This window comes from Mobilicoccus massiliensis (assembly GCF_000826525.2).
Classification (GTDB): Bacteria; Actinomycetota; Actinomycetes; order Actinomycetales; family Dermatophilaceae; genus Mobilicoccus; species Mobilicoccus massiliensis.
The window spans coordinates 64967-90298 of record NZ_LN651330.1 but is presented as its reverse complement, the minus strand read 5'-3'; the positions used below and the strand labels follow the sequence as shown (position 1 = coordinate 90298).

Below are 25332 nucleotides of genomic sequence, written 5' to 3'. Positions count from 1 at the left end.
GCCCACCCGTATCGATCTCGCGCGCGTTTCGCCGTCATCCGGCGCCAGGCCGTTCGCCCGAGGCACCCGATCGACCCTCCGTGCACGCATACGGTGCTCGACGCACCCCGTGGACCCCGGGCACGGAGGACGGCACGCGTGCACAGATGCCGTCGGGCTCACACCTCCAGACCGCGGACGAAGTCCTCGATGCGCCGCGTGGTGCGGGTGAGCGACTTGAGCGTGTCCTTGACCGAGCCCGGGATCTCGAGCGAGCGGTCGGCGTCATCGACGGACCACACCTGCAGCCCGGTGGAGGTGGCGAACTCGCCATCCCATTGCGGGTCACCTGTGCCCCCGACGAGCAGGCCCGGCTCGAGCGACGCCTCGAGCGCCGCGCGAACACGCTCGTCGCGCAGCATCGGACGCAGCCACACCGCGGGCAGACGCCGGTCGACCGCCGCGGGAGCGGCCGCCGTTCCGGTGGAGAACCCGACGACGAGATGCAAGGGCGCCGACACACCATCGAGATCGCGGGCGGCCTGCCGCTCCGCCACGTCGAGGTTCGTCTCCTCACCGGACTGCCACTCGACGAGTCGCACCGTCCATCCCGCCTCGATCAGCAGACCGATCGTGAAGTGCAGGATCGGCCGCTCCGGCGACATCACCGCGTCGGGCAGCACCGTGGCGACACGTTCCGGATCCCCTTCGAACAGCAGCATGTTCACAGCCTAGGGGCCGAGACGCGAGTCACGGCGACGCGCGTGCCAGGCAATCGGGCGATCGCCGAGCCCGAGTCGTATTGTGTCAGTCATTCGATACAACGCCCCGCGAGTCTGCGTTCGATCCTGCAACCCGCCGGCACGCGTGCACGAGGAGGTCCGCCCATGAGCATCGCCGTCAGCATCGACCCGGAGGACCCCACTCCCGTGTACGAGCAGTTGCGCCGGCAGCTCGCCGGTTACATCACCTCCGGGCAGCTCGAGGCCGGTACCCGACTGTCGTCGGTGCGCCGGCTCGCCACCGCCCTCGACCTCGCCAACGGCACCGTCGCCCGCGCCTACCGCGAGCTCGAGGCCTCCGGACTCGTCGTCACCCGCCGCGGCGGCGGAACCACCGTCGTCGAACAGAGCGCCGAGGCCACCGACGAGGTACGCCGCGCGCGCCTCACCACGTTGGCGGAGTCCTTCGTCGCCGAGTCCCGCGCTCTGCGGCTCTCCGACCGCGACGCCCTCGCCCTGCTGAAACAGGCGCAACGCGACGCCCATCCCGCCACGGCCTGACCTGCTCGCACCACCCGCCACCGCCTGATTGGTCGGGCCCGGCCGATCTGCGGAATCATGGGACGCATGTCTGCGTTCGGTGGTCTCGGTTCGTTCGTGCGTCGCCCCAGAAAGGACCGTCCCGGGCCCCCGCCCGACCGCCGACCCCGACTGGACGGCGTCCCCGTCGACCACCTGCCCCTCATCCTCCCCGAGGTGAAACGCGGCAAACGCCGCCGCATCACCGTCATCGGCGAGGACGTGCTGCACACCCCCACCCGCGAGGTCACCGAGTTCGGCACCAAGGAACTCCGCGAACTCATCAACGACATGTTCGCGACCAACGCCGTCGCCAGCGGCGCCGGACTCGCCGCCACCCAGATCGGCGTCGACCTCCGCGTCTTCGTCTACGACTGCACCGACAAGTACGACATCCGCCACGCCGGCCACATCGTCAACCCCGTCGTCGAGAAGCTGCCCGACGACGTCGCCGGCCGCCAGACCGGCTGGGAGGGCTGCCTCTCGGTCCCCGGCGGCGGCTACGAACTCACCCGCGCCGATTACGCCGTCGTCCGCGGCGTCGACCAACGCGGCAACCCCCTCCGCATCGAGGGCACCGGTCTGCTCGCCCGCTGCCTCCTGCACGAGACCGACCACCTCGACGGCACCCTCTACGTCGACCACCTCACCGAGAAGGGCCGCAAGGTCGCCCTCGAAGAGATGGAGGAGCACAAGCAGGAGATCTGGGACGAGTGGGACGCCCGCGCCGCCGAACTCGGCAAGTAGCCGCGCGTCCCACTGCGCTGCTCGTCAACGTAGGGCGTGGCATCTCGGGTACGGGCCACCCCACCCCGATTCACTCGACTCCGGGTGGATCACAGATCGCCCCCTTCGTCGTGGCAGATGGGATGGAAGCGAATCCGGGGTGATCACCCCGCTGCTGCTTCCATCCCATCTTCCATCTTGGGTGGGAGCGTGCGGGTCCGGGGCGCGACGGTTCCGGGGTCGGCAGAGCTGCTGCGAGTACGGGTGGTGCACCCAGGAGGTGTGCCGCGGGGTTCTCGCCGTGACGTCAGGGCGCGAAGACTCCGAGCACCGGGTTCCACTCGGTGATCTCTGCTCCGGCGATGAAGTCGGCGGCCTTGAAGGGGTCGTCGGCGAGGACGTCGGAGACCGCCTCGGCGGAGTCGGCCTCGCAGATGAGCACGGCGGCGGGCGGGGTGACGCCGACGAGGGGCCCGGAGGCGCGCAGCACCCCCTGGGTGACGAGATCACCGAGGAACTCGCGGTGTCGGGGCCGCACCGAATCGAGGTCGACATCGGCGCGGTAGGTGTAGTTGACGACGTAGAAGGCCATGCCGTCACGCTACCCACCTGCGGCGACGGATGCGGGGTGCTTCTACGAGCGCAGGTTCTTCTCGAGGAAGACGAGGACCTTGGGCCAGCTGTCCTCGAGGGCGGCGGAGTTGCTCTCGACGGTGCCGCCCATCTCGGCGAGACGCGCACGGAACGGGGAGTCGGCGGGCAGTGGCGGACCGAAGATCAGGTGACCGGCCTGCGGGTAGTCGAGCACCGAGACCGGGCGTCCGTTCTCGGCCGCGGCGCGATCGCGGACGGCGTCCGACATGTCGCATGACGGCCACATCGTGTCGACTCCACCGCAGACGAGCAGCATCGGCCCGGCGGCCTTCTCGACGGGGATGATCGCGTCCTGGTGGGCGGGGAGGTTCTGCAACGACATGCGATACAGCTCGACGAGGGGGCCGCCGCGGAAGTCCTCGCTGTAGGGCACGTACGGCAACGGCTGCCCCGCCGCGCTCCACGTGGAACTCATCCCGGTGAACAGCCGCCACGGCTCGGCCTGGTCGAGGCCCTGCCACACGACGTGCGAGGGCACGTATCCGACGGTCGCCTTGATGTCGGGGTGGCGCGAGCCGACGACCACGGAGGCCTCACCACCCTTGGAGGCGCCCATGATCGCGAGGCGCTTCGGGTCGACCTCGGGCTGCTTCTTCAGCCATTCGATCGCGGTGTCGAAGGTCTCCAGGGGCAGATCCTCCATGCGCGGCTTCTGTCCCGGGCCGCCCCAGTACGAGAGCGCGAGCGCGGAGTACCCCTTCTCGTGCAGCGCACGTGCGGCGCCGTCGGGCCCGTCACTGATGCCGCCCTCGGAGCCGCCGAGGACGAGCACCGCCGGCCGGCCGTCACCGTCGGCACGGTAGTAGTTGCCGAGCAGCCCGGCGTCGCTGACGCGTTCGCCACCGGGGCCGGGTTCGACGACGACGATCTCCGGAGCCCATGGCTTCCAGATCAGCAACACGGCGGCCACGACGAGCAGCAGCACCACCAGCCCGCCGCACCCGAGACCGCATCCCTTGGCGACGCGACGACCCTTCGACATGTGTCACTCCCCCGCTCGAACGTTCACGTATGCGACACACGCTAGGGCCCGACCGGCGAGTAGGCGATGGGATGCGTCAGGCCTTCTGAGCGATCTCCCGGAGCTTGGCGACGACCTGCTCACCGGTCCAGTCGGACGCCGTCAGGGATCTCCTCAGCGTCATGAGGGGGTGCCGACCGTCGATCGGCTTGTCGGAGAGCTGGAAACCGGTGCGGTAACCGGCCTTCTCCAGGTGCGGGAGCGCCGCGGGGTTCCACGCTCCGTACGGGTAGGCGAAGGTGTCGACCGGTTGACCCGAGAGCTCCTGCAGCTTCTCGCGCGGCTCGTCGAACTGGATCGTGAAGTCCTTGCCCTTGTACTTGCGCACGTCGTGGTGGTCCCAGGTGTGGGCACCGATCGTCATGCCCGCCTCTGCCATCTGACGGATCTGGGCCTTGGTCGTCCAGCCGGGATTGCCGATGACGGTGGTCATGATGAACCACGTCGCCTTCATCCCGCGCTCGGCCACGGCCGCGAGGGCGACCTCGGGCTGGTTGTCCTTGCCGTCGTCGAAGCTGAGGATGACGGGCTTCTCGGGCAGCTGCGCGCCGCCGGTGAGGTGTGCGAGGTAGTCGTCGGGCGTGATGGTCGTGTACCCGGCGCCCTTGATCGCATCGAGCTGCTCGCGAAAGCGCGCCGGTTCGATGATGAGCAACTGCTTGCTGTACGAGGTGTCGCCCGACTCGTACGGCCGCACCTGGTGATAGCAGAGCACGGGAACCGTGGCGCGGGCGATGATCTCGGCGTTCGTCGCCTCGGCGGTGGCGGACGGCGACGAGTCGGCGGAGCCGGCCGGGGTCCCAGGGGTCTCGGGGGTCGCGGCCTCGCCACCGGAACGGCCGATCCCCGGCTCGGGTGGGATCCCCGCCGATCCACACCCGGCGGCGACACCGGTCGCTCCGAGCAGAGCTGCGCCGAGCAGGCTGCGGCGCGTGAACGGGCGGGACTGGGCCATGGTGAGATCTCCCCCTGAGACCGATCGACGTCGTCCGGGCATCTCGGACGCATCGTCAATCATCCCCGCCTCGGCCGACGGCCCGGTAACCGGCTCGCCTCGGTCAGGTCAGCACTTGACCAAGCCTTCGTTCCACGCCGCAGGCCTGGCGAAGGGGGGGATGCCGGTCGACGCGTTCCTGGGCCCGATCGCGGCCCCGATACAAGCGCGCTCCGGAGGCGCCGCGCCTACTCCGCAGGCTCCTGACGTCCGAGGATGCCGCGACGCCACCACTTCTCCTCGTCCGGGTCGGGTGGTCCGAGGCGATGGGTGGAGAGCACCTCGTGCCGCACGACCGGGGTCAGCTCGGAGGCGACGAGGTCGGCGGATCTCGCCGTCCACGACGGGCTCTCGTAGACGTCGAGAACCTGCAGCAGATGGCCGAGTTCGCGAGGCCGGGGTGTGCGCGCCAGCGTGAGGTGGGGCACGAACTGCCCGCCCTCGACGACCGTCCCCGCGGCCGCGGCGGCATGCCGTGCCCCGACGGCGAGCAGGTCGAGTTCCTCGCGGTCCGAGGCCGGCATCGCGACGTTCGCCCACAGCACCCGCGCCTTGCGTGCGGACCCGAAGACACCACCGCCGCGCAGGCGCAGCTCGAGCGGACGCCGGCGCGCACAGGCCGCCTCGAGCCGCTCCTGCAGATCCTCGAGATCCACCTCGGAGACGTCGGGCATGAACGCCAGCGTGAGATGCCATCGCTCGGGCGACGACCACCGCAGGGTGTCCTCCGCCAGCCGGCGCGGCTCGAGGAACGCGTCGAGATGAGCGCGGACGTCCTCGGGCACGGGAAGACTCACGAAGCACCGCATCGACTCATCATGCCCGGAACGTGGCCGGCGAGGACCACGCCGATGGTGAGTCCGAGCGCTTCCCTTGCACCGTTCGTAGCAGTCGTACTACATTCCTTCACATGACATCTACGGCCGAGGTCGCGATCGACGTTCGCGGTCTCGAGATGAGTTACGGCAGTCATCGGGTGTTGCACGGCCTCGACCTGACCATTCGTCGTGGCGAGGTCGTCGCACTCCTCGGGCCCAACGGAGCGGGCAAGACGACGACCATCGAGATCCTCGAGGGCTTTCGCGCCCCCTCCGCCGGGCAGGTGCAGGTGCTCGGCCGCACCCCGCTCTCGGCCGACGAGGCGTGGCGGGCGCGGGTGGGCGTCGTGCTGCAGAGTTGGCGCGATCACCCCCGGTGGCGGGTGCGGGAGTTCCTCGCTCATCTCGGGGAGTTCTACCGCCCGTACTCGACGCCCGACGATCCCCGGCCGTGGGACACCGACGCCCTCCTCGAACGGGTCGGCCTCGCCGAGCAGGCCCGCACGCAGATCTCCAAGCTCTCCGGCGGCCAGCGACGGCGGCTGGACGTGGCCGTGGGCATCGTCGGGCGCCCGGAGGTCCTCTTTCTCGACGAACCCACCGCCGGGTTCGACCCCGCCGCCCGTCGCGACTTCCACGACCTCATCGCCTCGCTGGCCGACGAGGACGTGACGATCCTGCTCACCACCCACGACCTCGACGAGGCCGAGAAACTCGCCGACCGGGTCGTGATCCTCGCCCGCGGCGTCATCGTCGCCGACGGGTCGCCGGACTCCCTGCGGATGGCCGCCTCGCGCACGTCGGAGGTGCGGTTCGAACGAGACGGCGTGATCGAGGTCCATGCCTGCGAGGACCCGGTCGACTATCTGCGCGACGTCCTGCTCTCCGCGGGGTCGCCCATCAGCCACCTCGAGGTCCGGCGTGCCGGCCTCGAGGACGCCTACCTGTCTCTCGTCCGGCGCAGCGCGGGTGACTGCGATGCGGCCGACGCGGCGGACCCGGCGGACGCGGCCGATGCCGGCGCCCTCTGGCTCCGTACCCCCGATCGCGAGGTGGCCCCGTGAACACGACGATGTCCGGCGCGCTGCGCCAGGCCCGCATCCAGACCCGCATCGAGTTGCTGTCGTGGACGGCGGTCGGGTGGCTCATCTGGCCGGCCATCGGCCTCTTCGTGCTCTTCTTCCTGCGCGACTCCTCGGTCATGGGCAGCGCGATCTCCCTGGCCCAGCTGGGCATCCCCGGCGTCGCCGCGATGTACCTGGTCACCGGCGGTCTCATGGGGATCAGCGGCGGCCTCATGCAGGAGCGGGAGGACGGCACGCTCCTTCGGGCCAAGGCGGTTCCCGGGGCCATGGGTGCCCACCTGCTGTCCGGCCTGCTCACCTACGGCGCCGTGAGCCTGCTGCCGACCATCGCCCTCGTCGGCCTCGGCGGCCTCCTCGTCGAGGGCATCGCCCCGTCGACGCCGGGGCGATGGGCGCTGTTCCTCGCCTTCTGCACCCTCGGTCTCGCCGCGACGATGCCGGCCGGTGCCCTGCTGGGCGCCGCCCTGAGCGGCCCCCTCGCGCTCGGCATCGTCAGCATGGGCATCTACGCCACCATGGCGATCAGCGGCATCTTCTACCCGCTCGCGTCACTGCCGACGTGGCTGCAGTGGATCGGACAGGTGTTGCCGACGTACTGGCTCGGGGTCGGGCTGCGCGCGGCGATGCTGCCGCCGGAGGCCGCCGCCCTGGAGATGGGCGGAACCTTCCACACCGGCACGGCCGCCGTCGCCCTCCTCGTGTGGACCGTCGTGGGCCTGGCTCTCACGCCGGGTGTCCTGCGGCGCATGGTGCGACGCCAGTCGGGGTCGGTCGTGGCCGCCGCGCGGGATCGCGTCATGGCCAAGGGATACTGAAGGCCATGTCCGACAGGAAGGACTGAGGGGCCCATGTCCGACGGCAGCACCACCCGCGAGCAGGTTCACAACCGCATCGCGATGCTGCGCGCCGAGCGTGGGGTCTCACGCAGACAACTCGCGGACGCACTCGGCGTGCACTACCAGACCATCGGGTATCTCGAACGCGGGGAGTACGCACCGAGCCTGTTCGTCGCGCTGCGCATCGCGGAGTACTTCGAGGTGCCCGTGGAGGTCGTCTTCTCGTTGCGCGAGTTCCCGCGGCTGGGCTCCCAGCGAGGCGACGACCCGACCCCGGCGCCGGTCGGCCGCTCTCGTCCGGCCTGACCTCTTGGAACGGCCACCTCGCGGGTAAGGGTGGAGCATGACTGCGTTTCCCGACCGACTCGGTATCACCTCCGCCTCTCCGCAGGAGTCTCCACGCCCGGGTGACGACGCCGGCAAGGCGCTCACCGTCGGCGCCGAACACCTCAACCGCAACGGCACCCTGCACGGTGGGGTCATGGCGACGATCCTCGACACCGCCATGGGCGATGCCGTGCGCGAGCACCTGGAGGAGGGGCAGGAGACCGCCACCGTCTCGATGACCGTCACCTACCTCGGCCCGGCGAAGGAGGGCGACGACCTGCGCGCGAGCGCCGAGGTGCGCAAGGCCGGCAAGAGACTCGTCCTCGTCGAGGCCGACCTCATGCGACCCGTCGACGACGCTCCCATCGCGCACGCGGTCGGCACGTTCACCGTGCTCGGCGGCTGAGGAGTCGGGGGCGTCGCGTGCCCCCTGCCTGTGGACGGCCGCGGCTCCCGGGACCCACATGCCGGTGTGATCGGCCGAGCCTGGGGGAAGCCGGCAGCCGCCGGTGTTCGTCCCCGCCGTTCGAGGTGACCCGATGGACCCCGATCCCACTGCACCCCACCTCTCCACCTCGGCCACCAGGGCCGCTGAGCCCGAGGAGGTGCGCCCGAGCGAGCCGATGAGCCCGTTCGCGAGGGCCGTCGCACGGTCGATGGCCTCCGGCACCCTGCTGGCGTGCTTCTGGGTGACGATCGGCCGGACCTACATCGGGGGTGGCGGCTGGATGACGTTCCTCATCCTCGGGTACGGCACGATCCCGATGATCCTGCTCTTCCTGCCCGCACTCTTCGTGACGGCGCAGGGCATGGGCAGGCGGCCCCGGCTCTCCCTGCACGAGGCCGAGGCGGTGGCGCAGGCGACGGTCTGGGGTGGGATGTTCCTCGTGGGACTCTGCCTCGCCGACTTCGGCGACGCTCCCGGCTCGACCACCTCGGTCGCGGCACGACTCACGGGTGCGCCGGCGGACAGCGAGGTGTTCTCCGCCCTGGTCGTCATCGGGCTCATCTGCGTCGGGCTCGGCTGGTTCGGCCAGATGTGCCTGCTGCTGCGGGGGCGGCCCGCCCCGCCGGCGCCGACGGCGCCACGACGGCCACCCGGGTACGGTCCCGTCGGTTGACGGGCGGAACGAATCTCCTCGCCGAGGCGTTCCATCGGTGTCCCTGCGAGGAGGAGGACCGATGACCACGCCCACGTATCCGCGATATCCACGCACCCCGGTGTACGTCGACGCCGCTCCGCGCAAGTCGCTGCTGCTCTCGGCGATCCTCACGTTCTTCCTCGGGCCGCTCGGCATGATCTACACGACGTTCCTCGGCACGATCGTCATGACCGGCCTCACCCTCGTCGTCGCCGTCCTCACCCTCGGCCACGGCCTGCCGGTCGTCTGGCCGCTGTGCATGATCTGGGGCGTGTGGGCCGGGCACCGCACCAACGAACGCCACCGCCGCATCCTCGCCGTCCGCGGAGACGGCTGGTGAGCACCTACCAGGCCCCGATCCCGCCCATCTCGCCGCTCCCCCCGTCGAACGTCACGGCCCCGCCTGCGTCGCCGGGCCCGCGCGTCGGTGGCTACGACGCCCACGGCAACCCTCAGGACACGCTCACCGAGTGTTCGAGCGGATCGCTCCGCGCGCAGAGCGGGAAAACCCGCCTCGCCCACCTGTGGTCGGCCAGGCCGGTCCGAGCGCCGCGTTCGGTGCTGGTCGCCGTCGTCCTCGCCGCTCTGCTGGGCCCGGTCGGGCTGTTGTACTCCTCCAAGGCGGGTGCGTTGCTCACCTCGGCACTCTTCTTCGTGCTCGCCCTGCCGCTGGTCGCCGTGTGGTGGAAGTGGATCTTCGTGGCGGCCGCGCTCACCGCGCCCGTCTGTGTGACCTGGGCGCTCGTCGCCACGCTCGGGCGTAATGCGATACACGCGCTGCGACGGCGAGTGGCCGACCCCCGACTCCTCTGATGCCGAACCGGGTCCCATCCGCGTCGTCGCATGACGCCGTGGGGGCGATCGTGCTGTGCGGCGGCACCTCTCGGCGCCTGGGCGGCGACGACAAGACCGCGATGCGCCTCGGTGATCGCAGCATCCTCGAGACGCTCGTCGCGTCGCTGCCGACGGACTGGCCGGTGGTCTGCGTCGGTGATCCGCGTGAGCTGTCGCGCGAGGTGCGGTGGGCCCGCGAGGATCCGCCCCTCGGCGGCCCCGTGGCAGGCCTCGTCGCCGGCCTCGAACGGTGCCCGACACCGATCGTCGTCGCCCTCGCCGGAGACCAGCCGTTCGCCGGAACCACGGCCGCCGCGTGCGTCGCGGCACTCCGCGACCGCCCAGAGCTCGACGGGGTCGCCGCCCGGCAACCCGACGGGCGTCTGCAACCGCTGCTCGCCGCCTACCGGCGCGAACCGCTCGCCTCAGCGCTGAACTCCGCGCCGCACCGCGACGCCGGCGTCTACCGCACCCTCGCCGGGCTGCGCCTCGACGGCCTCGCTCCCCTCGGCCATGCCGTTCTCGACGTCGACACACCCGCCGATCTCGACGAAGCCCGTCGCCACGTGCGCTGACACGGCGCTCGCGGCCGATCCGTCATCCGTGGCCGCCTGGGCACACCGTGCACGTCGCCGACGACGTGCACGGTGCACAGAACCCGGGCACCGACGACCGAACCGCACGCCGCTTCACGAAGCGCCCGGCCGGGTCGACAGGCGCACGCCCTGCCCGCACTCCTAGGGTGACGACATGAAGGCTGTGACGATTCCTGAATTCGGAGACCTCGACGCTCTCGTCCTCGCCGACGTGGACGCCCCCTCGCTCAAGCCCGGCGAGGTGCTCATCGACGTCGCCGCCGCGGGCGTCAACCGCGCGGATCTGCTTCAGCGCCAGGGAGGTTACCCGCCGCCGAAGGGCGCCTCGGAGCTCCCCGGCCTGGAGGTGAGCGGCACGATCGCGCAGCTCGGCGAGGGCGTCACCGGGTGGGAGGTCGGCCAGGAGGTCTGCGCGCTGCTCGACGGCGGCGGTTACGCGGAGAAGGTCGCGGTGAACGCGGGCCAGGTGTTGCCGGTGCCCGCCGGAGTCGAGCTCGTCGACGCGGCCGCGCTGCCCGAGGTCGTCGCGACGGTCTGGTCCAACGTGTTCATGACCGCGAACCTCCAGCCGGGTCAGACCCTGCTCATCCACGGCGGCGGCAGCGGCATCGGCACGATGGCGATCCAGCTCGCCAAGCAGGTCGGTGCCCGCGTCGCCGTCACGGCGGGGTCGGCGGAGAAGCTCGAGTTCTGCCGGGAACTCGGCGCGGAGATCCTCATCAACTACCGCGAGGAGGACTTCGTCGAGAAGCTCAAGGAGGCCACCGACGGCCACGGCGCCGACGTCATCCTCGACGTCATCGGCGCGAAGTACCTCGACCGCAACGTCTCCGCGCTCGCGACCAACGGCCGGCTCGTCGTCATCGGCCTGCAGGGCGGTGTCAAGGGCGAACTCAACATCGGCAAGCTGCTGAGCAAGCGCGGCGCCGTGATCGCGACCTCGCTGCGGATGCGGCCGGTCGAGGAGAAGGCGGCCATCATCGCCTCCGTCCGCGAGCACGTATGGCCGCTCATCGAATCGGGAGCCGTCCGACCGATCGTCCACGCTCGCATGCCGATCGACGACGTCCGCGACGCCCACCGCACGCTCGAGGAGTCGAGTCACATCGGCAAGGTCCTGCTCACCCTCTGACCCGGCCACCCCGGCCGCCAACCGGCGCCGGCACTCCGGCACTCCGGCGGTCACCCTCCCGCTCGAACAGGCGGTTCCACCCCCTCCACGACGAGACACAGCACGCTCCTCGCCGGGTGAAACCGCCTGTCCGAGCCCCGGAGGACCCCGGCCCCCCGGCAACGGTGGTCACGCTCCCGCTCGCTCCTCGCCGGGTGAAACCGCCTGTCCGAGCCCCGGAGGACCCCGGCCCCCCGGCAACGGTGGTCACGCTCCCGCTCGAACCGGCGGTTTCACCCCCTCCACGACGACACAGCACGCTCCTCGTCGGGTGAAACCGCCTGTTCGAGCTCCAGGGGACGCCGGGGCCCCGGTGAAACCGCCTGTCCGAGCCCCGAGGGGCCGCCGAGACCCCGGTGAAACCGCCTGTCCGAGCCCCGAGGGCCGCCGAGACCCCGGAGAAACCGCCTGTCCGAGCCCCGAGGCCGCCGGACCCCCGGCAACGGTGGTCACACTCCCGCTCGAACAGGCGGTTTCACCCCTCCACGACGACACAGCACGCTACTCGTCGGATGAAACCGCCTGTCCGAGCCCCGGAGGACCCCGGACCCCCGGCAACGGTGGTCACACTCCCGCTCGAACAGGCGGTTTCATCCCCTCCCACGACGACACAGCACGCTCCTCGCCGGGTGAAACCGCCTGTTCGAGCGCCAGGGGTGCCGGGCCCCGGTGGGACCGCCTGTCCTGGGAGGCCGCGGGTGTCTCGGCGGTCAGCGGCAGACGCCGTCCTCGATCGCCGCGGCGCGGACGGCCTCGGCGACGGCCGGGGCGACGCGGTGGTCGAAGGCGGTCGGCACGATGAACTGGGGGTGCAGGTCGTCGCCGACCACGTCGGCGATGGCACGGGCCGCGGCGAGCTTCATGTTCTCCGAGATCGTCGTGGCGCGGGCGTCGAGAGCGCCGCGGAAGATGCCGGGGAACGCGAGCACGTTGTTGATCTGGTTGGGAAAGTCGCTGCGGCCGGTGGCGATGACCGCGGCGATGTCCTTGATGAGTTCCGGGCGGATCTCGGGGTCGGGGTTGGCCATGGCGAAGACGATCGGGTCCTTCGCCATCGACTCGACGTCGGCGACGGTGAGCAGGTCGGGTCCGGCGAGGCCGAGGAAGACGTCGGCGCCCTTGATGACCTCGGTGATCGTGCCGGCGAGCCGTTCGGGGTTGGTGTTCTCGGCGAACCACTGCTTGCTCGAGTTGAGGTCTTCGCGCCCGGTGTGCACGGCTCCGTTGCGGTCGACGCCGACGAGGTTGGTGACACCTGCGTTGAGCAGCATCTTCGACACCGCGACGCCGGCCGCGCCCACGCCGGCGACGATGACCTTGAGGTCCGCGTGCTTCTTGCCGACGATCTTGAGCGCGTTCTCCAGGCCCGCGACCGTGACGATCGCCGTGCCGTGCTGGTCGTCGTGGAACACGGGGATGTCGAGACCGGCCGAGAGCCGCTCCTCGATCTCGAACGCACGGGGGGCCGAGATGTCCTCGAGGTTGACGCCGCCGAAGGTGGGGGCCAGAGCCGTGACGATCTCGACGATCTTGTCGGGATCCTTGGTGTCGAGGCAGATCGGGAACGCGTCGACCCCGCCGAACTGCTTGAAGAGCTGCGCCTTGCCCTCCATGACGGGCATCGCGGCCTCGGGGCCGATGTCGCCGAGCCCGAGCACGGCCGTGCCGTCGGAGACGACCGCGACGGTGTTCTTGCGGATCGTGTAGTCGAACGACGCGGCCGTGTCGTTCGCGATGGTCGTGCACACCCGCGCGACGCCCGGCGAGTAGGCCATGGCCAGGGTGTTCATGTCGAGGATCTCCACCGGGGAGACCACCTCGATCTTGCCGCCCTCGTGCAGCGCGTGGGTGCGGTCCTCCCATTCGAGGATGCTGACGCCCGGGACGCTCTCGACGGCCTTCCGGATCTCTTGCTGATGCTCGACGCTCGAGCAGTAGACGATGATGTCCTCCTCGAGGTAGGCCGTGGTGACCGTGAATCCCTCGAGGGCGTTGATGTTCCCACCGGCCTCACCGATGGCGACGGCGAGTCGGCCGAGCGCGCCGGGGCGGTCGGCGATCCTCACGCGGATGCGGACGGAGAAGGCGGGGCTGGGCGTCTTGGCTGACATGAGGCAGACAGTATCGGCCCGCCGGGCGCGTTCAGGCCGCGACCCGAGGGCGGATGGCGGGACGTCCGTCACGTCCGCATCTCGGACGGACGTTTCACCTGTCGGACCCCCTCGTCATCGCCCCCGGCCGGTCGCGGGATCATGGAGGACGAACGACGGTCATCCTCGACCCGAGCAGGAGGTCCCCATGCCGATCCTTCGATCCGCCACGAGCACGTCCGGACGCACGATGGCCGGTGCCCGCGCCCTCTGGCGCGCGACGGGTATGACGGACTCCGACTTCGGCAAGCCCATCGTCGCGGTCGCCAACAGCTTCACCCAGTTCGTGCCCGGTCACGTGCACCTGCGCGACGTCGGCCGCATCGTCGCGGAGCAGATCGAGGCCGCGGGCGGCGTGGCCAAGGAGTTCAACACCATCGCCGTGGACGACGGCATCGCCATGGGTCACGACGGCATGCTCTACTCGCTGCCCAGCCGCGACCTCATCGCCGACTCCGTCGAGTACATGGTCAACGCGCACACCGCCGACGCCCTCGTCTGCATCAGCAACTGCGACAAGATCACGCCCGGCATGCTCATGGCCGCGTTGCGTCTCGACGTGCCGACGATCTTCGTCTCCGGCGGGCCGATGGAGGCGGGCAAGGTCGTCTCACCCGACGGCACCCGCGCTCTCGACCTCGTCGACGCGATGATCGCCGGTGCCGACGACACGGTCTCCGACGCCGAGGTCGCCAAGCTGGAGGCCTCCGCGTGCCCGACGTGCGGCTCGTGCTCGGGCATGTTCACGGCCAACTCGATGAACTGCCTCACCGAGGCCCTCGGACTGTCGCTGCCGGGCAACGGCTCGCTGCTCGCCACGCACACCGACCGTCGCCGCCTGTTCGAGCGGGCGGGTCACCGCATCGTCGCGCTCGCGAAGGCGTATTACGAGGACGACGACGCCTCCGTCCTGCCGCGGGGCATCGCGACCCGGGCCGCGTTCGAGAACGCGATGGCCCTCGACATCGCGATGGGCGGCTCGTCGAACACCGTGCTGCACCTGCTCGCCGCCGCGCAGGAGGCGGGTGTCGACTTCACGATGGCCGACATCGACCGCATGTCGCGCCACGTCCCGCACCTGTGCAAGGTCGCGCCGTCGACCGCCGAGTACCACATGGAGGACGTGCACCGGGCCGGCGGCGTGCTCGGCATCATGGCCGAGCTGCTGCGCGGCGGGCTCCTCGACGGCGGCACGTCGACGGTGAGCGGCCCGAAGCTCGCCGAGGTCATCGCCGACCACGACATCACCGCCGAGGGACGTGCCGGGGAGGAGGTGCGTGAGATGTACCGCGCGGCCCCCGGTGGCGTGCGCACCACCGAACCGTTCTCGCAGAGTGCCCGCTACACCGATCTCGACGCCGACCGTGAGGCCGGCTGCATCCGCACCGTCGAGAACGCGTTCTCGGCCGACGGCGGTATCGCCGTGCTCTACGGCAACATCGCCGAGGCCGGTTGCATCGTCAAGACCGCCGGTGTCGACGAGTCGATCCTCGTCTTCGACGGTCGGGCCGTGGTCTTCGAGAGTCAGGACGACGCCTGCCAGGGCATCCTCGGTGGCGACGTGGTCGAGGGCGACGTCGTCGTCATCCGCTACGAGGGGCCCAAGGGCGGCCCGGGCATGCAGGAGATGCTCTACCCGACGACGTTCCTCAAGTCCAAGAAGCTCGGCAAGGCGTGCGCGCTGCTCACCGACGGCCGATTCTCCGGCGGCACGAGCGGACTCTCGATCGGCCACGTCTCCCCCGAGGCCGCGTCGGGGGGAACCATCGGGCTCGTCGAGAACGGCGACGTCATCAAGATCGACATCCCGAACCGCTCCATCCACCTCGACGTCGACGACGCCGAGCTCGCTCGCCGCCGCGAGGCGGAGGAGGCCCGAGGTGCGCAGGCCTGGACGCCTCACGTCGAGCGCCCCCGCAAGGTCTCGACCGCTCTCAAGGCCTACGCACTCCTCGCGACGAGCGCCGACAAGGGCGCCGTTCGCGACGTCACCCGCCTCTGAGCAGACTCCGAGCAGACCCGTCAGGGGCCTGGCGAGTCGCCGCCGGCGAGGACGACCCGGCAGGCGAGGTGGAGCGCGAGGCGCACGTCGGGGTCGGTGAGGTCGACGGCGAGCAGCTGCTCGATCCGGCGGATGCGCGGGCCCAGGGTGTTGCGGTGCAGCCCGAGTTCGGCCGCGGCCGCGACGAGGGAGGACTCCCGGTCGAGGTAGGCCGCCAGGGTGCGGATCTCCTCGGGCCCGAGCGCGCCGAGCAGCGAGCGCGCGGCGGGCTCGAAGGTGTCGCTCGCCGTCCAGGCCGCGAGAAGTTGGGTCAGGCCCAGCCGGTCGAGGTGGAGGAACCAGCCCGTCGAGGCTCGTCGCACCGCGAGCCGAGCCGCGTCGGTCGCCTCCGCCAGGGTGGCGGCCAGGCCCGCTCCCTCCGGGGCGAGCGAGCCGATGCCGGTCGCCACCTCCAACTCCGACTGCAGGTCGTCGTGAAGCTCGCGCAGCCGCCGCACCCACGTCTCCACGACCTCCGGCGACGGACGTCGGGTGAAGGTGAGCCACCCCGACACCCCCTCGCCGAGCACGCTCGCGTGCGAATCGGCGGGCAGCGCGAGGAGGCGCTCGGTGACGACGCGTGCCAGTTCGAGACCGTCGAGACGCCCGCGACCGACGACGCGTACGCCGAGATGCCAGCCCGCGGTGCGCCAGCCGCGTTCGACGAGGCGGCGCTCGAGCTCCGCGTCGGGCACGCCCTTGCGCTCGAGCAACTCCGTGAGGATGGCGGAGGAGCGCGAGGCGTCGCTCCAGGCGTGCACCTCGTCGATCATGAGCCTGGCCGCGACCGCCGGCATCGCGACCTCGACCGCGGTGCCCAGCGCCCGGACCTGCGTGTCGGTGAGTCCGTGCCCGCTCATGAGCAGCCGCAACCCGGGGCGCACGGTGCTGTGCACGCGGACGCTCGCGGCGCACTCGGCGGGCGTCTGCACGAGATCGATCCACGGGCTGCCGAAGTCGACGCGCGCCAACAGCTCCGGTGACGGCGGTGGCCCGGCGTGCCGGAGGACGCCGCGTTCGTCGACGATCGCCACGGGATGCCCGACGCCGCTCGCCATGTGCCGGAGCAGGTCGTGCAGGTCGGCCGCGGCGTACTCGATCGAGCGCGCGACCTTGTGCACGTAGGCGAGCACGAGCGCCTGGCGCGACTCGAGCAGCTCCCAACACGCCTTGGCGAGCGCGGTGGGACGGTCGGCGGCCAGCAGGGTGAGGCCGATCCGGCGAGCCATCGTCCGGGTGCTCTCGGGCGCCGCGGTCTCCCACGGCAGCGCGAGCCCGCTGTAGCCGCGTCGCGCAGACGACGCAGCATCGCCTCGACCTGCCAGGCGTTGGACGGAGCGCGCCGGGTGAGGATCGCCAGGGCGCCGCCGGAGTCGGGCGGCAGGTCGCTCTCCAGTTCGCCGACGTGCACTGTCGTCCACGCGCCGTCGGCGTCGGCGATGACGCGGAGCTCGCCGGTGTCGGGGTGGGCCAGGAGGGCCGCGGTCGTGATCGCGTCAGGCACGAGGCCCCCGTCCGACGAGGTCGGGTGGGTCGTCGAGGTCAACGAGGCCGAGGGCACCGATGTCATTGGGGTCATCGAGGTCGTCGAGGCCGTAGCGCGCAAGGCCGACCCGCGCGGCCCGCTCGGGGGTGGCCGTCCACCACTGCGGCCCGGGGAGGGCGACGACCGCGACCTGACGACCGACGGCGACCTCGTCGGCCTGCAGCACCTCGCCGGTGAGCACGTCGACGACGTCGACGATGTGAGGGGTCGCGGCGACGACCTCGCCGTCGACGAGCACGCAGAGGAACTCGCTCGCCGCGACGACGCGCACGACGGCGCCGTCGCGCCGGATCAGCGCGAACGAGTGCACGTCGTGGTCGTCGGCCGGGGCGTGGTCCTCGATCCGCCCTTCGCCGAGCAGTTCCCCGCCGGCCGCGACGGCGCGCTCGCCCGGCTCGACGGCCGACGCCCACGCGCGACCGACCTCGAGGGCCCGGCCCATCGACCCGAGGATCGCGTGCCTTCGCAGGTCGCCGACCGTGAACCCGGCGACGACGACACCCGACCAGCCACCGGCGCTCATGAAGGCGGCGCGCAGCACCCGCTCGGCGTCGGCCGGGCGGGGGTCGGCGTGGACGACCACCCCCTCGCCGCCGGTGGCCGTCGCGAGCACGAGGCCCGGCAGTTCCTCGGCGAGCACGCTGAACTGGTCGACCCACGGCAACGCGCGACCCATGAGATCGGCGTCGACGGTGCGGTACCGGGCCCCGAGGTGCAGGGCCGCCAGACCGTTCGCGCCGCCGATCTCGACGGGGCAGACGGCGTCGATCCGCTGCCCCGTCCACCGCTGGACCGCGGCGATCGCGCGGGCGAAGGGCTCGGGGCTCGGCAACCGCTCGGTCTGCAGGACCGTCGAGCCGCCGTGCCCGACGGCCATGCAAGGGGTCGACGCGTCGAGCTCGTCGGCCGCGTACACCGTCACCGGCAGGTCGACCCGAGCGGCGGCGCTGCGGACCGAGCCGGCGAGGCGGCCTCCGCCTCCACTGGAGAGGAGGGCGACGCCGGTGGCGTAATGGTCCAGGTCGGACCGTTCGAGCACCCAGGGCATCCGCTCAGCCTAGGTGTTGCGGTGCAGGAGGTTGTTGACGCGTGGCCGGGGTTGAGGACGGGCAGGTCCGACGGCGGCACCGTGAGTAGCGACCAAGCAACTCGTGTAGCCGATCTCGAAGGACCTGCCCTGTGTCCCACCGTAATGCGCCCCTGACCATCGAGGGCCGTCACCGGCTCGTGCTGCGCTGTCAGCACCGCCCGATCGCCCACGTCGCCGCTGAAGCCGGCGTGTCACGCCAGTGCCTGTCGAAATGGGTCAACCGCTACCGCGAACACGGTCAAGCCGGCCTGGCCGACCGCTCCAGCGCACCGCACCACCGCCCCACCCAGACATCCCAGGTGGTGGTCGAGCGGATCATCGAGCTACGCAAGAAGCATCGCTCAGCGACACGGATCGCCACCGATCTGGCGGCCGAAGGCGTACGAATCGCGGCGTGCACGGTCACCCGGATCCTGCACCGCGTGGGCCTACCGCGTCTGTCATGGCTCGACGCCGACGGCGAACCGCTGCGCGCACCGGGCACGATCACCGCCCGATATCCCGGGCACATGATTCACATCGACGTCAAGAAAGCCGCCCGAATCCCCGACGGTGGCGGCTGGCGCGTCCACGGACGCGGATCCGCCCAAGACAAGGCAGCCGACCGCGCCGCCCGCGCAGGCGGTCGCAAGGGCACCCGCGCCGGGTACACCTACATCCACTCCGCGGTCGACGGGTTCTCCCGCCTGGCCTACAGCGAGTGCCACGACGACGAGACCGCGACCACGGTCGTCGCCTTCCTCTCCCGCGCCCGCGTGTTCTTCCGGGCTCACGGCATCACCCGCTACACGCGGATCGTCACCGACAACGGGCCTGCCTACACCTCCAAGCACTTCACCCGGCACCTGGCCTCGTTCGCCTCACGCCACCAGCGGATCCGCCCCTACACGACCAAGCACAACGGCAAGGTCGAGCGTTACCAAGGACTGATGAGCAGCGAAGTTCTCTATGCCCGGGCATGGACCAGTGAGCAACAACGACGCAACGGCATCAGCATCTGGGTCAACCACTACAACTACCATCGACCCCACACCGCCGCCGGCGGCAAGCCTCCAGCCTCACGCCTCAAGACCCGCGTCAACAACGTCCTGCCGAGTTACACCGGCGCGCTCCTCGACGGGGCGGAACGGCTCGCTCAGCCCGAACGCCGCCGGACCGAACGCCGCGAGCGCCTCCGGCGTGCGCATCATGTCGGGCGTCGAGATGCCGATCACCTGCACCCGCTGCCCGTACCGCAACCCCTCCGTCGTGATCGGCTCGGCGCTCTCGTCCTCGAGCACGCAGATGAGATCCGGCACGATCGCGACGCACTCGCCGTCGCGCAACGCGACGAGGTTCTCGTTCTGGAAGCGCAGCTCGAGCGTCGAGCCGGAGCCGTCCGAGGCCGCGATCTTGGCGACGCCCTTCGCGAACCCCTCGGAGGTACGGCGCTCGACGTCGACGACCTTGCCCGCGAACAAGCGCCGCATGTACCGGTACAACGTGGTCGAGAGCGTCTGTTCGATCGCCTCGTACGGCGAGCGGTTGGCCTCGCGCGCCTCCCGGATCGCCCGGCCGAGGCTCAAGGCCATCGACAGGGTGCGCGGGATGGCCGTGCGTCGCACGTCGGCGCCGGTCATCGCGTACTCGGCGATGTGCCCGACCCCGCCGAGGCGGATTGTGATCGCCCGCGCCAGCGACTCCATCCGGCGGTCGTCGGTGCCGGTGTCGATGACGACCTTCTCGCCGTTCTCACCCGCGAGCGCCAGGGGCGAGCCGTGCACGCCGTAGACGGCGAACGTCTCCATCGACAGCTTGGGGAACGCCCGGCCCATCCCGTCGGCGTCGACCACCGGCAGCCCGGTCTCGGCCGCCACGACGAGCGGGATCATCGAGTTGATGCCGCCGCACTCGATGGGCATCGTCGCCTCCGCCGTGCGGCCGAGGTGCTCCTCGAGGATGCGCAGCGCGGCCGTCGCCTCGTAGCCCGCGGGGATCTTCTCGACCATCACCGTGGGCGCGCCCATCTGCGCGGTCGGGATGACGAACAGGTCGTCGGCGATCTCGTCGGGGTCGAGGATCTCGATGCTTCCGTCACCGAGCACGCGCTCGACGAGCCGCCGGCCGATGTAGGGATCGCCTCCCCCGCCGGTGCCGAGCAGGGTGGCGCCCCGGGCGAGGTCCGGCAGGTCGTCCGCACTCAGTCGCCACGTCACGGCTGTGACCTCCGGCCGTCGAAGCGCAGCGGGTCGAGGTCGTACCCGAAGTACCGGGGGCCGGCCAAGTCGATCCCGGCCGGGCTGTGCCAGCGCTCGTCCGCGGGGGCGGCGACGACGCGGACGCGCTGGCCGTACCGCAGCGCCTCGGTCGTGATCGGCTCTCCGGTGTCCTCCCCGAGCACGATGATGAGGTCCGGGGTCGTCACCACCGGCTCGCCGTCGAGGAGCGCGACGAGGTTCTCGTTCTGGAAGAGCAGCTCCAGCTCGCGGCCCTCGCCCTCGATGCGGGCGCTGCCACGGGCGAATCCCGCGCTCGTGGCCCGCTGCACGTCGCGCACCTTGCCGCCGAACAGCTCCCGGCCCCCGAGCTCGTCGACGACGCGGGCCACCGGGTCGAGGTTGTCGCGGCGCGCCTGCGTGATGGCGGCGCCGATGCGCAGACACGTGCTCAGCGAGGAGTCGACGAGCGCCTCCCTCGCCTGCGCGCCGCTCATCGCGAAGCCGCTGATCATCACCGAGCAGCCCATCTCCACGCACGCGACGCGCGCGATCCGCTCGGTCCAGAGGTTGTCGACGGTCTCGAGCACGCCCACGTTGCCCTTGTCGTCGGCGAACCCGAGCGGCGAGGCCGTGACGCCGTAGAGGGTGGGGATGATCATCTGCAGCTCGGGGAACGCCCGCCCCATGCCGTCGGCGTCGAGCAGGGGCAGGCCGAGCGCGGCGGCCGCGGCGATGGGGATCGTCGAGTTGACCCCGCCGACCTCGGCGCAGAGCACGTGCGTCACCCGGCGGCCGTGGAGCCGCTCGATCGCCCGCACCGGCGCGACGACCTCCGCGAGGCCCGGCAGCTTCTCGACCATGACCGTCGGCGCGCCCATCATCGCCACCAAGGCGACGAAGGCGTCGTCGGGCAGGTCGGCGAGCGCGACGGTCGGCACCGGGCCGTGCTCGGCGAGCGCCTGGCGGGCGAGCAGGCCGCCGATGTAGGGGTCGCCGCCTCCGCCGGTGCCGAGCACGGCGGCACCGCGGGCGAGGTCCGCGACGAGGTCGGTGGTGATGGCGCGGCTCATGACATCCCCATGTCGAGGTCGCCGACGGCCTTCGCGCGGACCCGGGTCGCGTTGCCGGGCAGGTAGGGGATGGGGACCTCGTCGAAGTCGATGATCTGGACCGTGCGCGGCCGGGCGCCGGCGGCGATGGCCTTGTCGACCGCCTCCTGGCGCACCTCGTCGAGGATGGCGTCGCGACGGGCCGGGTCGACGGCGACGACCTTGTCGACCTCGCCGCCCACCTGCGCGATCGAGGCGCCGACGGCGTTCGCGACGGCGAAGTTCTGCGGACGCTCGACGGCCCCGAACATCGGGATCTCGTCGGGCAGCAGCACCGATCCGCCGCCGACGGCGACGACGGGGATGGGGTCGGGAGAGGTCCGCATCCGGTCGACGGCGTCGGCGACCCGTTCGGCGATGCGGGCGATGACGCGTTCGGCGAAGTCCTTGTCGATGTGGGCGACACGGCGCGGATCGCCGAGGGAGACCCGCCCGGAGGCGACCGCGATGTCGGTCGCGGTGAGCACCGAGCCGCCGAAGACGAGCGCCTCGTCGGTGAGCCGGTAGCCGACCGACTCCGGCCCGACCTCCGCGCTCTCGGGGTCGGCGAGGCTGCCGCCGCCGATGCCGATCGAGAGCACGTCGGGCATGCGGAAGTTCGTGCGGATGCCCGCGACGGTGACCTCGGTCGTCGTCTCGCGCGGGAAGCCGTTGACGAGCAGCCCGATGTCGGCCGTCGTGCCGCCGATGTCGACGACGGCGCAGTCGGTCAGGCCGCTCGTCGCCGCCGCGCCGCGCATCGAGTTGGTCGGGCCGGAGGCGAACGTCGCCACCGGGTAACGACGCACGTACTCGTCGTCCATGAGCGTGCCGTCGTTCTGGCTGAGGTAGACCGGCGCCTCGATGCCGATCTGGCGCACCGCCGAGGTGAGGCCGTCGACGATGCCGCCCGCGAGCTCGCGCAGCGCCGCGTTGATGATCGTCGCGTTCTCGCGCTCGAGCAGCCCGATGCGCCCGATCTCGTGCGAGAGCGAGATCGCGACGTCGTTACCGAGTTCACCGCGGATCACGTCCGCCGCCTCGACCTCGAGGTCATGGTTGACGGGGCTGAAGACCGACGAGATCGCCACCGAGCGCACGCCCGCGTCACCGATCTGCCCGGCGATGAGCCGCAGCTCCTCGTGGTCGATCGGGGAGATCGGCCGGCCGTCGAACTCGTAACCGCCGTGCGCGAGGAAGGCGTGGCCGCCGATCGCCCGGCGCAGCCGCTCCGGCCAGTCGACCATCGGTGGGAGCGCCTGCGTCGCGGGCAACCCGAGACGCACGGCCGCCGTCGGCGCGAGGCGGCGGGCCTCGACGAGGGCGTTGATGAAGTGGGTCGTGCCGATCATCACCGCCGAGATCTGGGCGGGGTCGAATTCGCGCTCGGCGCGGATGCTCTCGATCGCGCCGACGATCCCGGCCGTGACGTCCTCGCTGGTCGTGCGTTTGACGCCGGCGAGCACCGTCGTCCCGTCCATGAGCACGGCGTCGGTGTTGGTGCCGCCGACGTCGATTCCGATGTGCATGTGCTGAGTTCCTCGAATCCGTGGGGGGTCAGTCGGTGGGGAGCTGGGCGTGGTCGACCGCCACCGGCGGGGCACCGCCGACGGGGATGTCGTTGTCGGTGGGCACGACGCCCACGCCGCGGACGAGGCCGAGCTTGCCCGCGACCGCGTAGAGCACCATCGAGAGCACCAGCGAGGTGACCGACGGGATGCCCCAGGTGAGCAGGTAGCCGACGACCGACGACACGAGCCAGATGACGAGCGTGACGGGCACCCAACGCGGCGCGGTCGGGGGCAGCAGCTCCTCGTCGCGGGTGGCGTCGAGCTCGGGACGCCAACGCCGGACGATGAAGTACTCGGCGATCATGATGCCCGCGATCGGCGGGAACGCGGCGCCGAGCACGATGAGGAAGTCGGTGAAGCTCTGCAGGATGCCGACGGCGGCGAGTGCCGTGCCGACGACGCCGAGCACGATCGTCGTGCCGCGCCGCGGGAGCGCGCGGTCGAACGTCGTGGAGCTGAAGTTCACGAGGCCGAGCGCGGAGGAGTAGAGGTTCCAGTCGTTGATCTTCAGCGTGCCGGTGAGCACGATCAGCAGGCCGACGACGCCGACCGACGAGGTGACGATCGCGACGATGTTGTCGGTGCCCGCCGCGTGGGCGAGCAGCACCCCGGCCATCCCGATGACGAACTCGCCGAGGGTGATCCCGACGACGGTCTGCTTGACGACGTCGGCCCCGGAGCGGTTGAAGCGCGTCATGTCGGCGGTGACGATCGCGCCGACGATGAAGCCGCCCGCGACGAGCGCCGCGCCCGCGAAGACCGACATCGGCTCGCCCGGCGGGGGCGACGAGATGAGCTCGGCGAGGGAGTGTCGCGACAGCTCGCTGAGGATCGACCAGCCCACGAGCACGAGGAACAGCGGCACCGTGACGTTGGCGAGCCACTGCATGCCCTGGAACCCGAACGCGACGATCGCCGTCACCGCGAGGCCGGCGAGCACGCTCCACGCCCAGACGGGCAACAGACCCGGCATGAGGCTGTCGAGGGACTCGGCCGAGATGCCGCTCTGGATGCCGAACCAGCCGATGAGGCTGATGCCGATGGCGAGGCCGACGAGCGAGGAGCCGACCTCGCCGAACCCGGTCCACCGCGCGAGCAGCGCCGTCTGCATGCCCTCCCGCTGCCCGATGACGCCGATGATGCAGGTGATGACCTCGAGCAGGATCGAGCCGAGGAGGAACGCCAGGGCCGCGTCCCAGAACCCGAGGCCGTAACCCAGCGCCGCCCCCAGCAGGAACTGTGAGAGCGCCGAGACCTGCCCGAAGCGCTGGACGGCGATGCCGAACCAGTGCCGCCGGTCGTTCCGCGCGACCCGGCCGAGCGCGTAGTCGTCGTGTGCAGCATCCATCTCGGCTGCCTCCTGTCGGTGTGGGCGAGAGATCGTCCGCGGGTGGAAGCGGAGCGATTCGGTCACGCTAGGAGAGGCGTTCGACCTCGACTACGTGCGATCTGCACAAATTGTGGGCGCGCGTGTGCAGAGCCGCACAAAGACCGTCGGCGGGCACCGCTCGGAGCCTCGCCCGCCCGGATACCCGCTTCGAGCTCGCCCGTCATGCGACGATCGGGCATGACCGGCCCGGCGCGGAAGGGCGGCCGCGATCCGGTTCGTCGAAGGGTCGATCGGGAGGGCACGGTGAGCACCGCAGCAGAACGGGATCACCGGCCTGGCCGCGGGATCGGCGATCGGCTCCGTGAGCTGACGGGTGAGATCGACGGCTACGTCGACGCCGTCGCCCGCTCTCTCGGGCTGCATCGCACCGACGTCACCGCGATCGGCACCCTCGTGAGCGCGTGGCGCCGCGGCGAGGCCCTGACTCCGGGCGAGCTCTCCCGACGCACCCGCCTCTCCGCCGCTGCGGCCACGGCCCTCGTCGACCGCCTCGAACGCGTCGGGCACGCCACTCGTGCCCTGCACGACAGCGACCGGCGTCACGTCGTCGTGCGCCTCACCGACACGGCACGGCGCGCCAGCCGAACGATGTTCGGGCCGCTCAACCGCAGCTACGCGCAGGCGCTCGCGGGATACACGTCCGAGGAGCTCGCCCTCGTCGAGCGCGTGCTCGACGATCTCATCGAGGCGACCCGGCGCGCTTCGGTCGCCGACGCCGATGAGGATGACGCGACCGTCGACCCCGTGTGAGATCGGCAGAGCGGGGGTAAGTTT

25 protein-coding genes and 1 pseudogene are annotated in these 25332 nt (G+C 71.1%); 14 read left to right on the top strand and 12 right to left on the bottom strand.

Going from position 1 to position 25332, the window contains the following annotated elements; genetic code table 11:
- Positions 1 to 158: 158 nt before the first annotated feature.
- Positions 159 to 701, bottom strand: a complete 543-nt coding sequence (locus BN1197_RS10190; RefSeq protein ID WP_141397265.1) for a hypothetical protein — start codon at positions 699 to 701, stop codon at positions 159 to 161.
- A 165-nt stretch (positions 702 to 866) separates the two neighbouring features.
- Between BN1197_RS10190 and BN1197_RS10185 the strand changes: the two genes are divergently transcribed.
- Together BN1197_RS10185 and def are read left to right on the top strand one after the other, a co-directional pair.
- Positions 867 to 1262, top strand: coding sequence for a GntR family transcriptional regulator (locus tag BN1197_RS10185; RefSeq protein WP_040159231.1), 396 nt, complete (start codon positions 867 to 869; stop codon positions 1260 to 1262).
- A gap of 66 nt (positions 1263 to 1328) precedes the next feature.
- Complete coding sequence (gene def / locus BN1197_RS10180) at positions 1329 to 2027, top strand: peptide deformylase (protein WP_040159682.1); 699 nt, start codon at positions 1329 to 1331, stop codon at positions 2025 to 2027.
- Between the two features lie 286 nt (positions 2028 to 2313).
- Here def and BN1197_RS10175 read toward each other — a convergent pair whose 3' ends face one another.
- The 4 genes from BN1197_RS10175 to thpR all read right to left on the bottom strand — a co-directional run bounded on the left by BN1197_RS10175 (position 2314) and on the right by thpR (position 5472).
- The gene (locus tag BN1197_RS10175; protein ID WP_040159225.1) at positions 2314 to 2598 is read right to left on the bottom strand and encodes a YciI family protein; all 285 of its coding nucleotides are present in this window, start codon (positions 2596 to 2598) and stop codon (positions 2314 to 2316) included.
- A 42-nt stretch (positions 2599 to 2640) separates the two neighbouring features.
- Positions 2641 to 3642: an acyl-CoA thioester hydrolase/BAAT C-terminal domain-containing protein gene (locus BN1197_RS10170; protein WP_052466473.1), complete on the bottom strand. Its 1002-nt coding sequence runs from the start codon at positions 3640 to 3642 to the stop codon at positions 2641 to 2643.
- Positions 3643 to 3718: 76 nt separating this feature from the next.
- Complete coding sequence (locus BN1197_RS10165) at positions 3719 to 4636, bottom strand: polysaccharide deacetylase family protein (RefSeq protein ID WP_052466470.1); 918 nt, start codon at positions 4634 to 4636, stop codon at positions 3719 to 3721.
- Between the two features lie 227 nt (positions 4637 to 4863).
- The gene (gene thpR / locus BN1197_RS10160; RefSeq protein WP_176489737.1) at positions 4864 to 5472 is read right to left on the bottom strand and encodes an RNA 2',3'-cyclic phosphodiesterase; all 609 of its coding nucleotides are present in this window, start codon (positions 5470 to 5472) and stop codon (positions 4864 to 4866) included.
- 113 nt (positions 5473 to 5585) lie between these two features.
- Between thpR and BN1197_RS10155 the strand changes: the two genes are divergently transcribed.
- The 9 genes from BN1197_RS10155 to BN1197_RS10115 all read left to right on the top strand — a co-directional run bounded on the left by BN1197_RS10155 (position 5586) and on the right by BN1197_RS10115 (position 11445).
- Entirely contained in the window at positions 5586 to 6557 is a 972-nt protein-coding gene (locus BN1197_RS10155) for an ABC transporter ATP-binding protein (protein WP_217991187.1), read from the top strand.
- The gene (locus BN1197_RS10150) at positions 6554 to 7393 is read left to right on the top strand and encodes an ABC transporter permease (RefSeq protein WP_095999896.1); all 840 of its coding nucleotides are present in this window, start codon (positions 6554 to 6556) and stop codon (positions 7391 to 7393) included. Before BN1197_RS10155 ends, BN1197_RS10150 begins: the two co-directional genes overlap by 4 nt.
- A gap of 33 nt (positions 7394 to 7426) precedes the next feature.
- A complete protein-coding gene (locus tag BN1197_RS10145; RefSeq protein ID WP_040159224.1) occupies positions 7427 to 7720 on the top strand; it encodes a helix-turn-helix transcriptional regulator in 294 nt (97 codons plus the stop codon).
- Between the two features lie 37 nt (positions 7721 to 7757).
- Complete coding sequence (locus BN1197_RS10140; protein ID WP_052466464.1) at positions 7758 to 8147, top strand: PaaI family thioesterase; 390 nt, start codon at positions 7758 to 7760, stop codon at positions 8145 to 8147.
- A 133-nt stretch (positions 8148 to 8280) separates the two neighbouring features.
- A complete protein-coding gene (locus BN1197_RS10135; protein WP_040159222.1) occupies positions 8281 to 8862 on the top strand; it encodes a hypothetical protein in 582 nt (193 codons plus the stop codon).
- A gap of 61 nt (positions 8863 to 8923) precedes the next feature.
- Complete coding sequence (locus BN1197_RS10130) at positions 8924 to 9223, top strand: hypothetical protein (RefSeq protein ID WP_052466462.1); 300 nt, start codon at positions 8924 to 8926, stop codon at positions 9221 to 9223.
- On the top strand, positions 9220 to 9696 hold the full coding sequence (locus tag BN1197_RS10125; protein WP_040159221.1) for a hypothetical protein: 477 nt from the start codon (positions 9220 to 9222) through the stop codon (positions 9694 to 9696). Before BN1197_RS10130 ends, BN1197_RS10125 begins: the two co-directional genes overlap by 4 nt.
- 38 nt (positions 9697 to 9734) lie before the next feature.
- Entirely contained in the window at positions 9735 to 10292 is a 558-nt protein-coding gene (gene mobA, locus BN1197_RS10120) for a molybdenum cofactor guanylyltransferase (protein WP_052466460.1), read from the top strand.
- Between the two features lie 175 nt (positions 10293 to 10467).
- The gene (locus BN1197_RS10115; protein WP_040159220.1) at positions 10468 to 11445 is read left to right on the top strand and encodes an NAD(P)H-quinone oxidoreductase; all 978 of its coding nucleotides are present in this window, start codon (positions 10468 to 10470) and stop codon (positions 11443 to 11445) included.
- Positions 11446 to 12194: 749 nt separating this feature from the next.
- Here BN1197_RS10115 and BN1197_RS10110 read toward each other — a convergent pair.
- Positions 12195 to 13595, bottom strand: a complete 1401-nt coding sequence (locus BN1197_RS10110; protein ID WP_040159205.1) for an NAD-dependent malic enzyme — start codon at positions 13593 to 13595, stop codon at positions 12195 to 12197.
- A 187-nt stretch (positions 13596 to 13782) separates the two neighbouring features.
- Between BN1197_RS10110 and ilvD the strand changes: the two genes are divergently transcribed.
- On the top strand, positions 13783 to 15636 hold the full coding sequence (gene ilvD / locus BN1197_RS10105; RefSeq protein ID WP_040159203.1) for a dihydroxy-acid dehydratase: 1854 nt from the start codon (positions 13783 to 13785) through the stop codon (positions 15634 to 15636).
- Between the two features lie 20 nt (positions 15637 to 15656).
- Here ilvD and BN1197_RS10100 read toward each other — a convergent pair whose 3' ends face one another.
- Positions 15657 to 16904, bottom strand: a complete 1248-nt coding sequence (locus BN1197_RS10100) for a PucR family transcriptional regulator (protein WP_245851882.1) — start codon at positions 16902 to 16904, stop codon at positions 15657 to 15659.
- 267 nt (positions 16905 to 17171) lie between these two features.
- On the bottom strand, positions 17172 to 18269 hold the full coding sequence (locus tag BN1197_RS10095) for a DUF917 domain-containing protein (protein ID WP_052466458.1): 1098 nt from the start codon (positions 18267 to 18269) through the stop codon (positions 17172 to 17174).
- 131 nt (positions 18270 to 18400) lie between these two features.
- Here BN1197_RS10095 and BN1197_RS10090 point away from each other — a divergent pair.
- Positions 18401 to 19414, top strand: a pseudogene (locus tag BN1197_RS10090) (IS481 family transposase); the annotation flags it as partial.
- Here the strand turns inward: BN1197_RS10090 and BN1197_RS10085 are convergent.
- The 4 genes from BN1197_RS10085 to BN1197_RS10070 are packed head-to-tail and all read right to left on the bottom strand — an operon-like array spanning position 19370 to position 24516.
- Positions 19370 to 20506, bottom strand: coding sequence for an S-methyl thiohydantoin desulfurase family protein (locus BN1197_RS10085; RefSeq protein ID WP_052466456.1), 1137 nt, complete (start codon positions 20504 to 20506; stop codon positions 19370 to 19372). The pseudogene BN1197_RS10090 and the gene BN1197_RS10085 overlap by 45 nt on opposite strands.
- Positions 20503 to 21579: an S-methyl thiohydantoin desulfurase family protein gene (locus BN1197_RS10080; protein ID WP_040159201.1), complete on the bottom strand. Its 1077-nt coding sequence runs from the start codon at positions 21577 to 21579 to the stop codon at positions 20503 to 20505. The genes BN1197_RS10085 and BN1197_RS10080 overlap by 4 nt, the downstream gene beginning before the upstream one ends.
- Positions 21576 to 23126 (bottom strand): hydantoinase/oxoprolinase N-terminal domain-containing protein, encoded by a 1551-nt coding sequence (locus BN1197_RS10075; protein WP_040159198.1) that lies wholly within the window; start codon positions 23124 to 23126, stop codon positions 21576 to 21578. The genes BN1197_RS10080 and BN1197_RS10075 overlap by 4 nt, the downstream gene beginning before the upstream one ends.
- 28 nt (positions 23127 to 23154) lie before the next feature.
- Positions 23155 to 24516, bottom strand: a complete 1362-nt coding sequence (locus tag BN1197_RS10070; protein WP_040159195.1) for a purine-cytosine permease family protein — start codon at positions 24514 to 24516, stop codon at positions 23155 to 23157.
- A 285-nt stretch (positions 24517 to 24801) separates the two neighbouring features.
- Here BN1197_RS10070 and BN1197_RS10065 point away from each other — a divergent pair, with 285 nt between their 5' ends.
- Positions 24802 to 25308, top strand: a complete 507-nt coding sequence (locus tag BN1197_RS10065) for a MarR family winged helix-turn-helix transcriptional regulator (RefSeq protein ID WP_141397264.1) — start codon at positions 24802 to 24804, stop codon at positions 25306 to 25308.
- Positions 25309 to 25332: the final 24 nt, after the last annotated feature.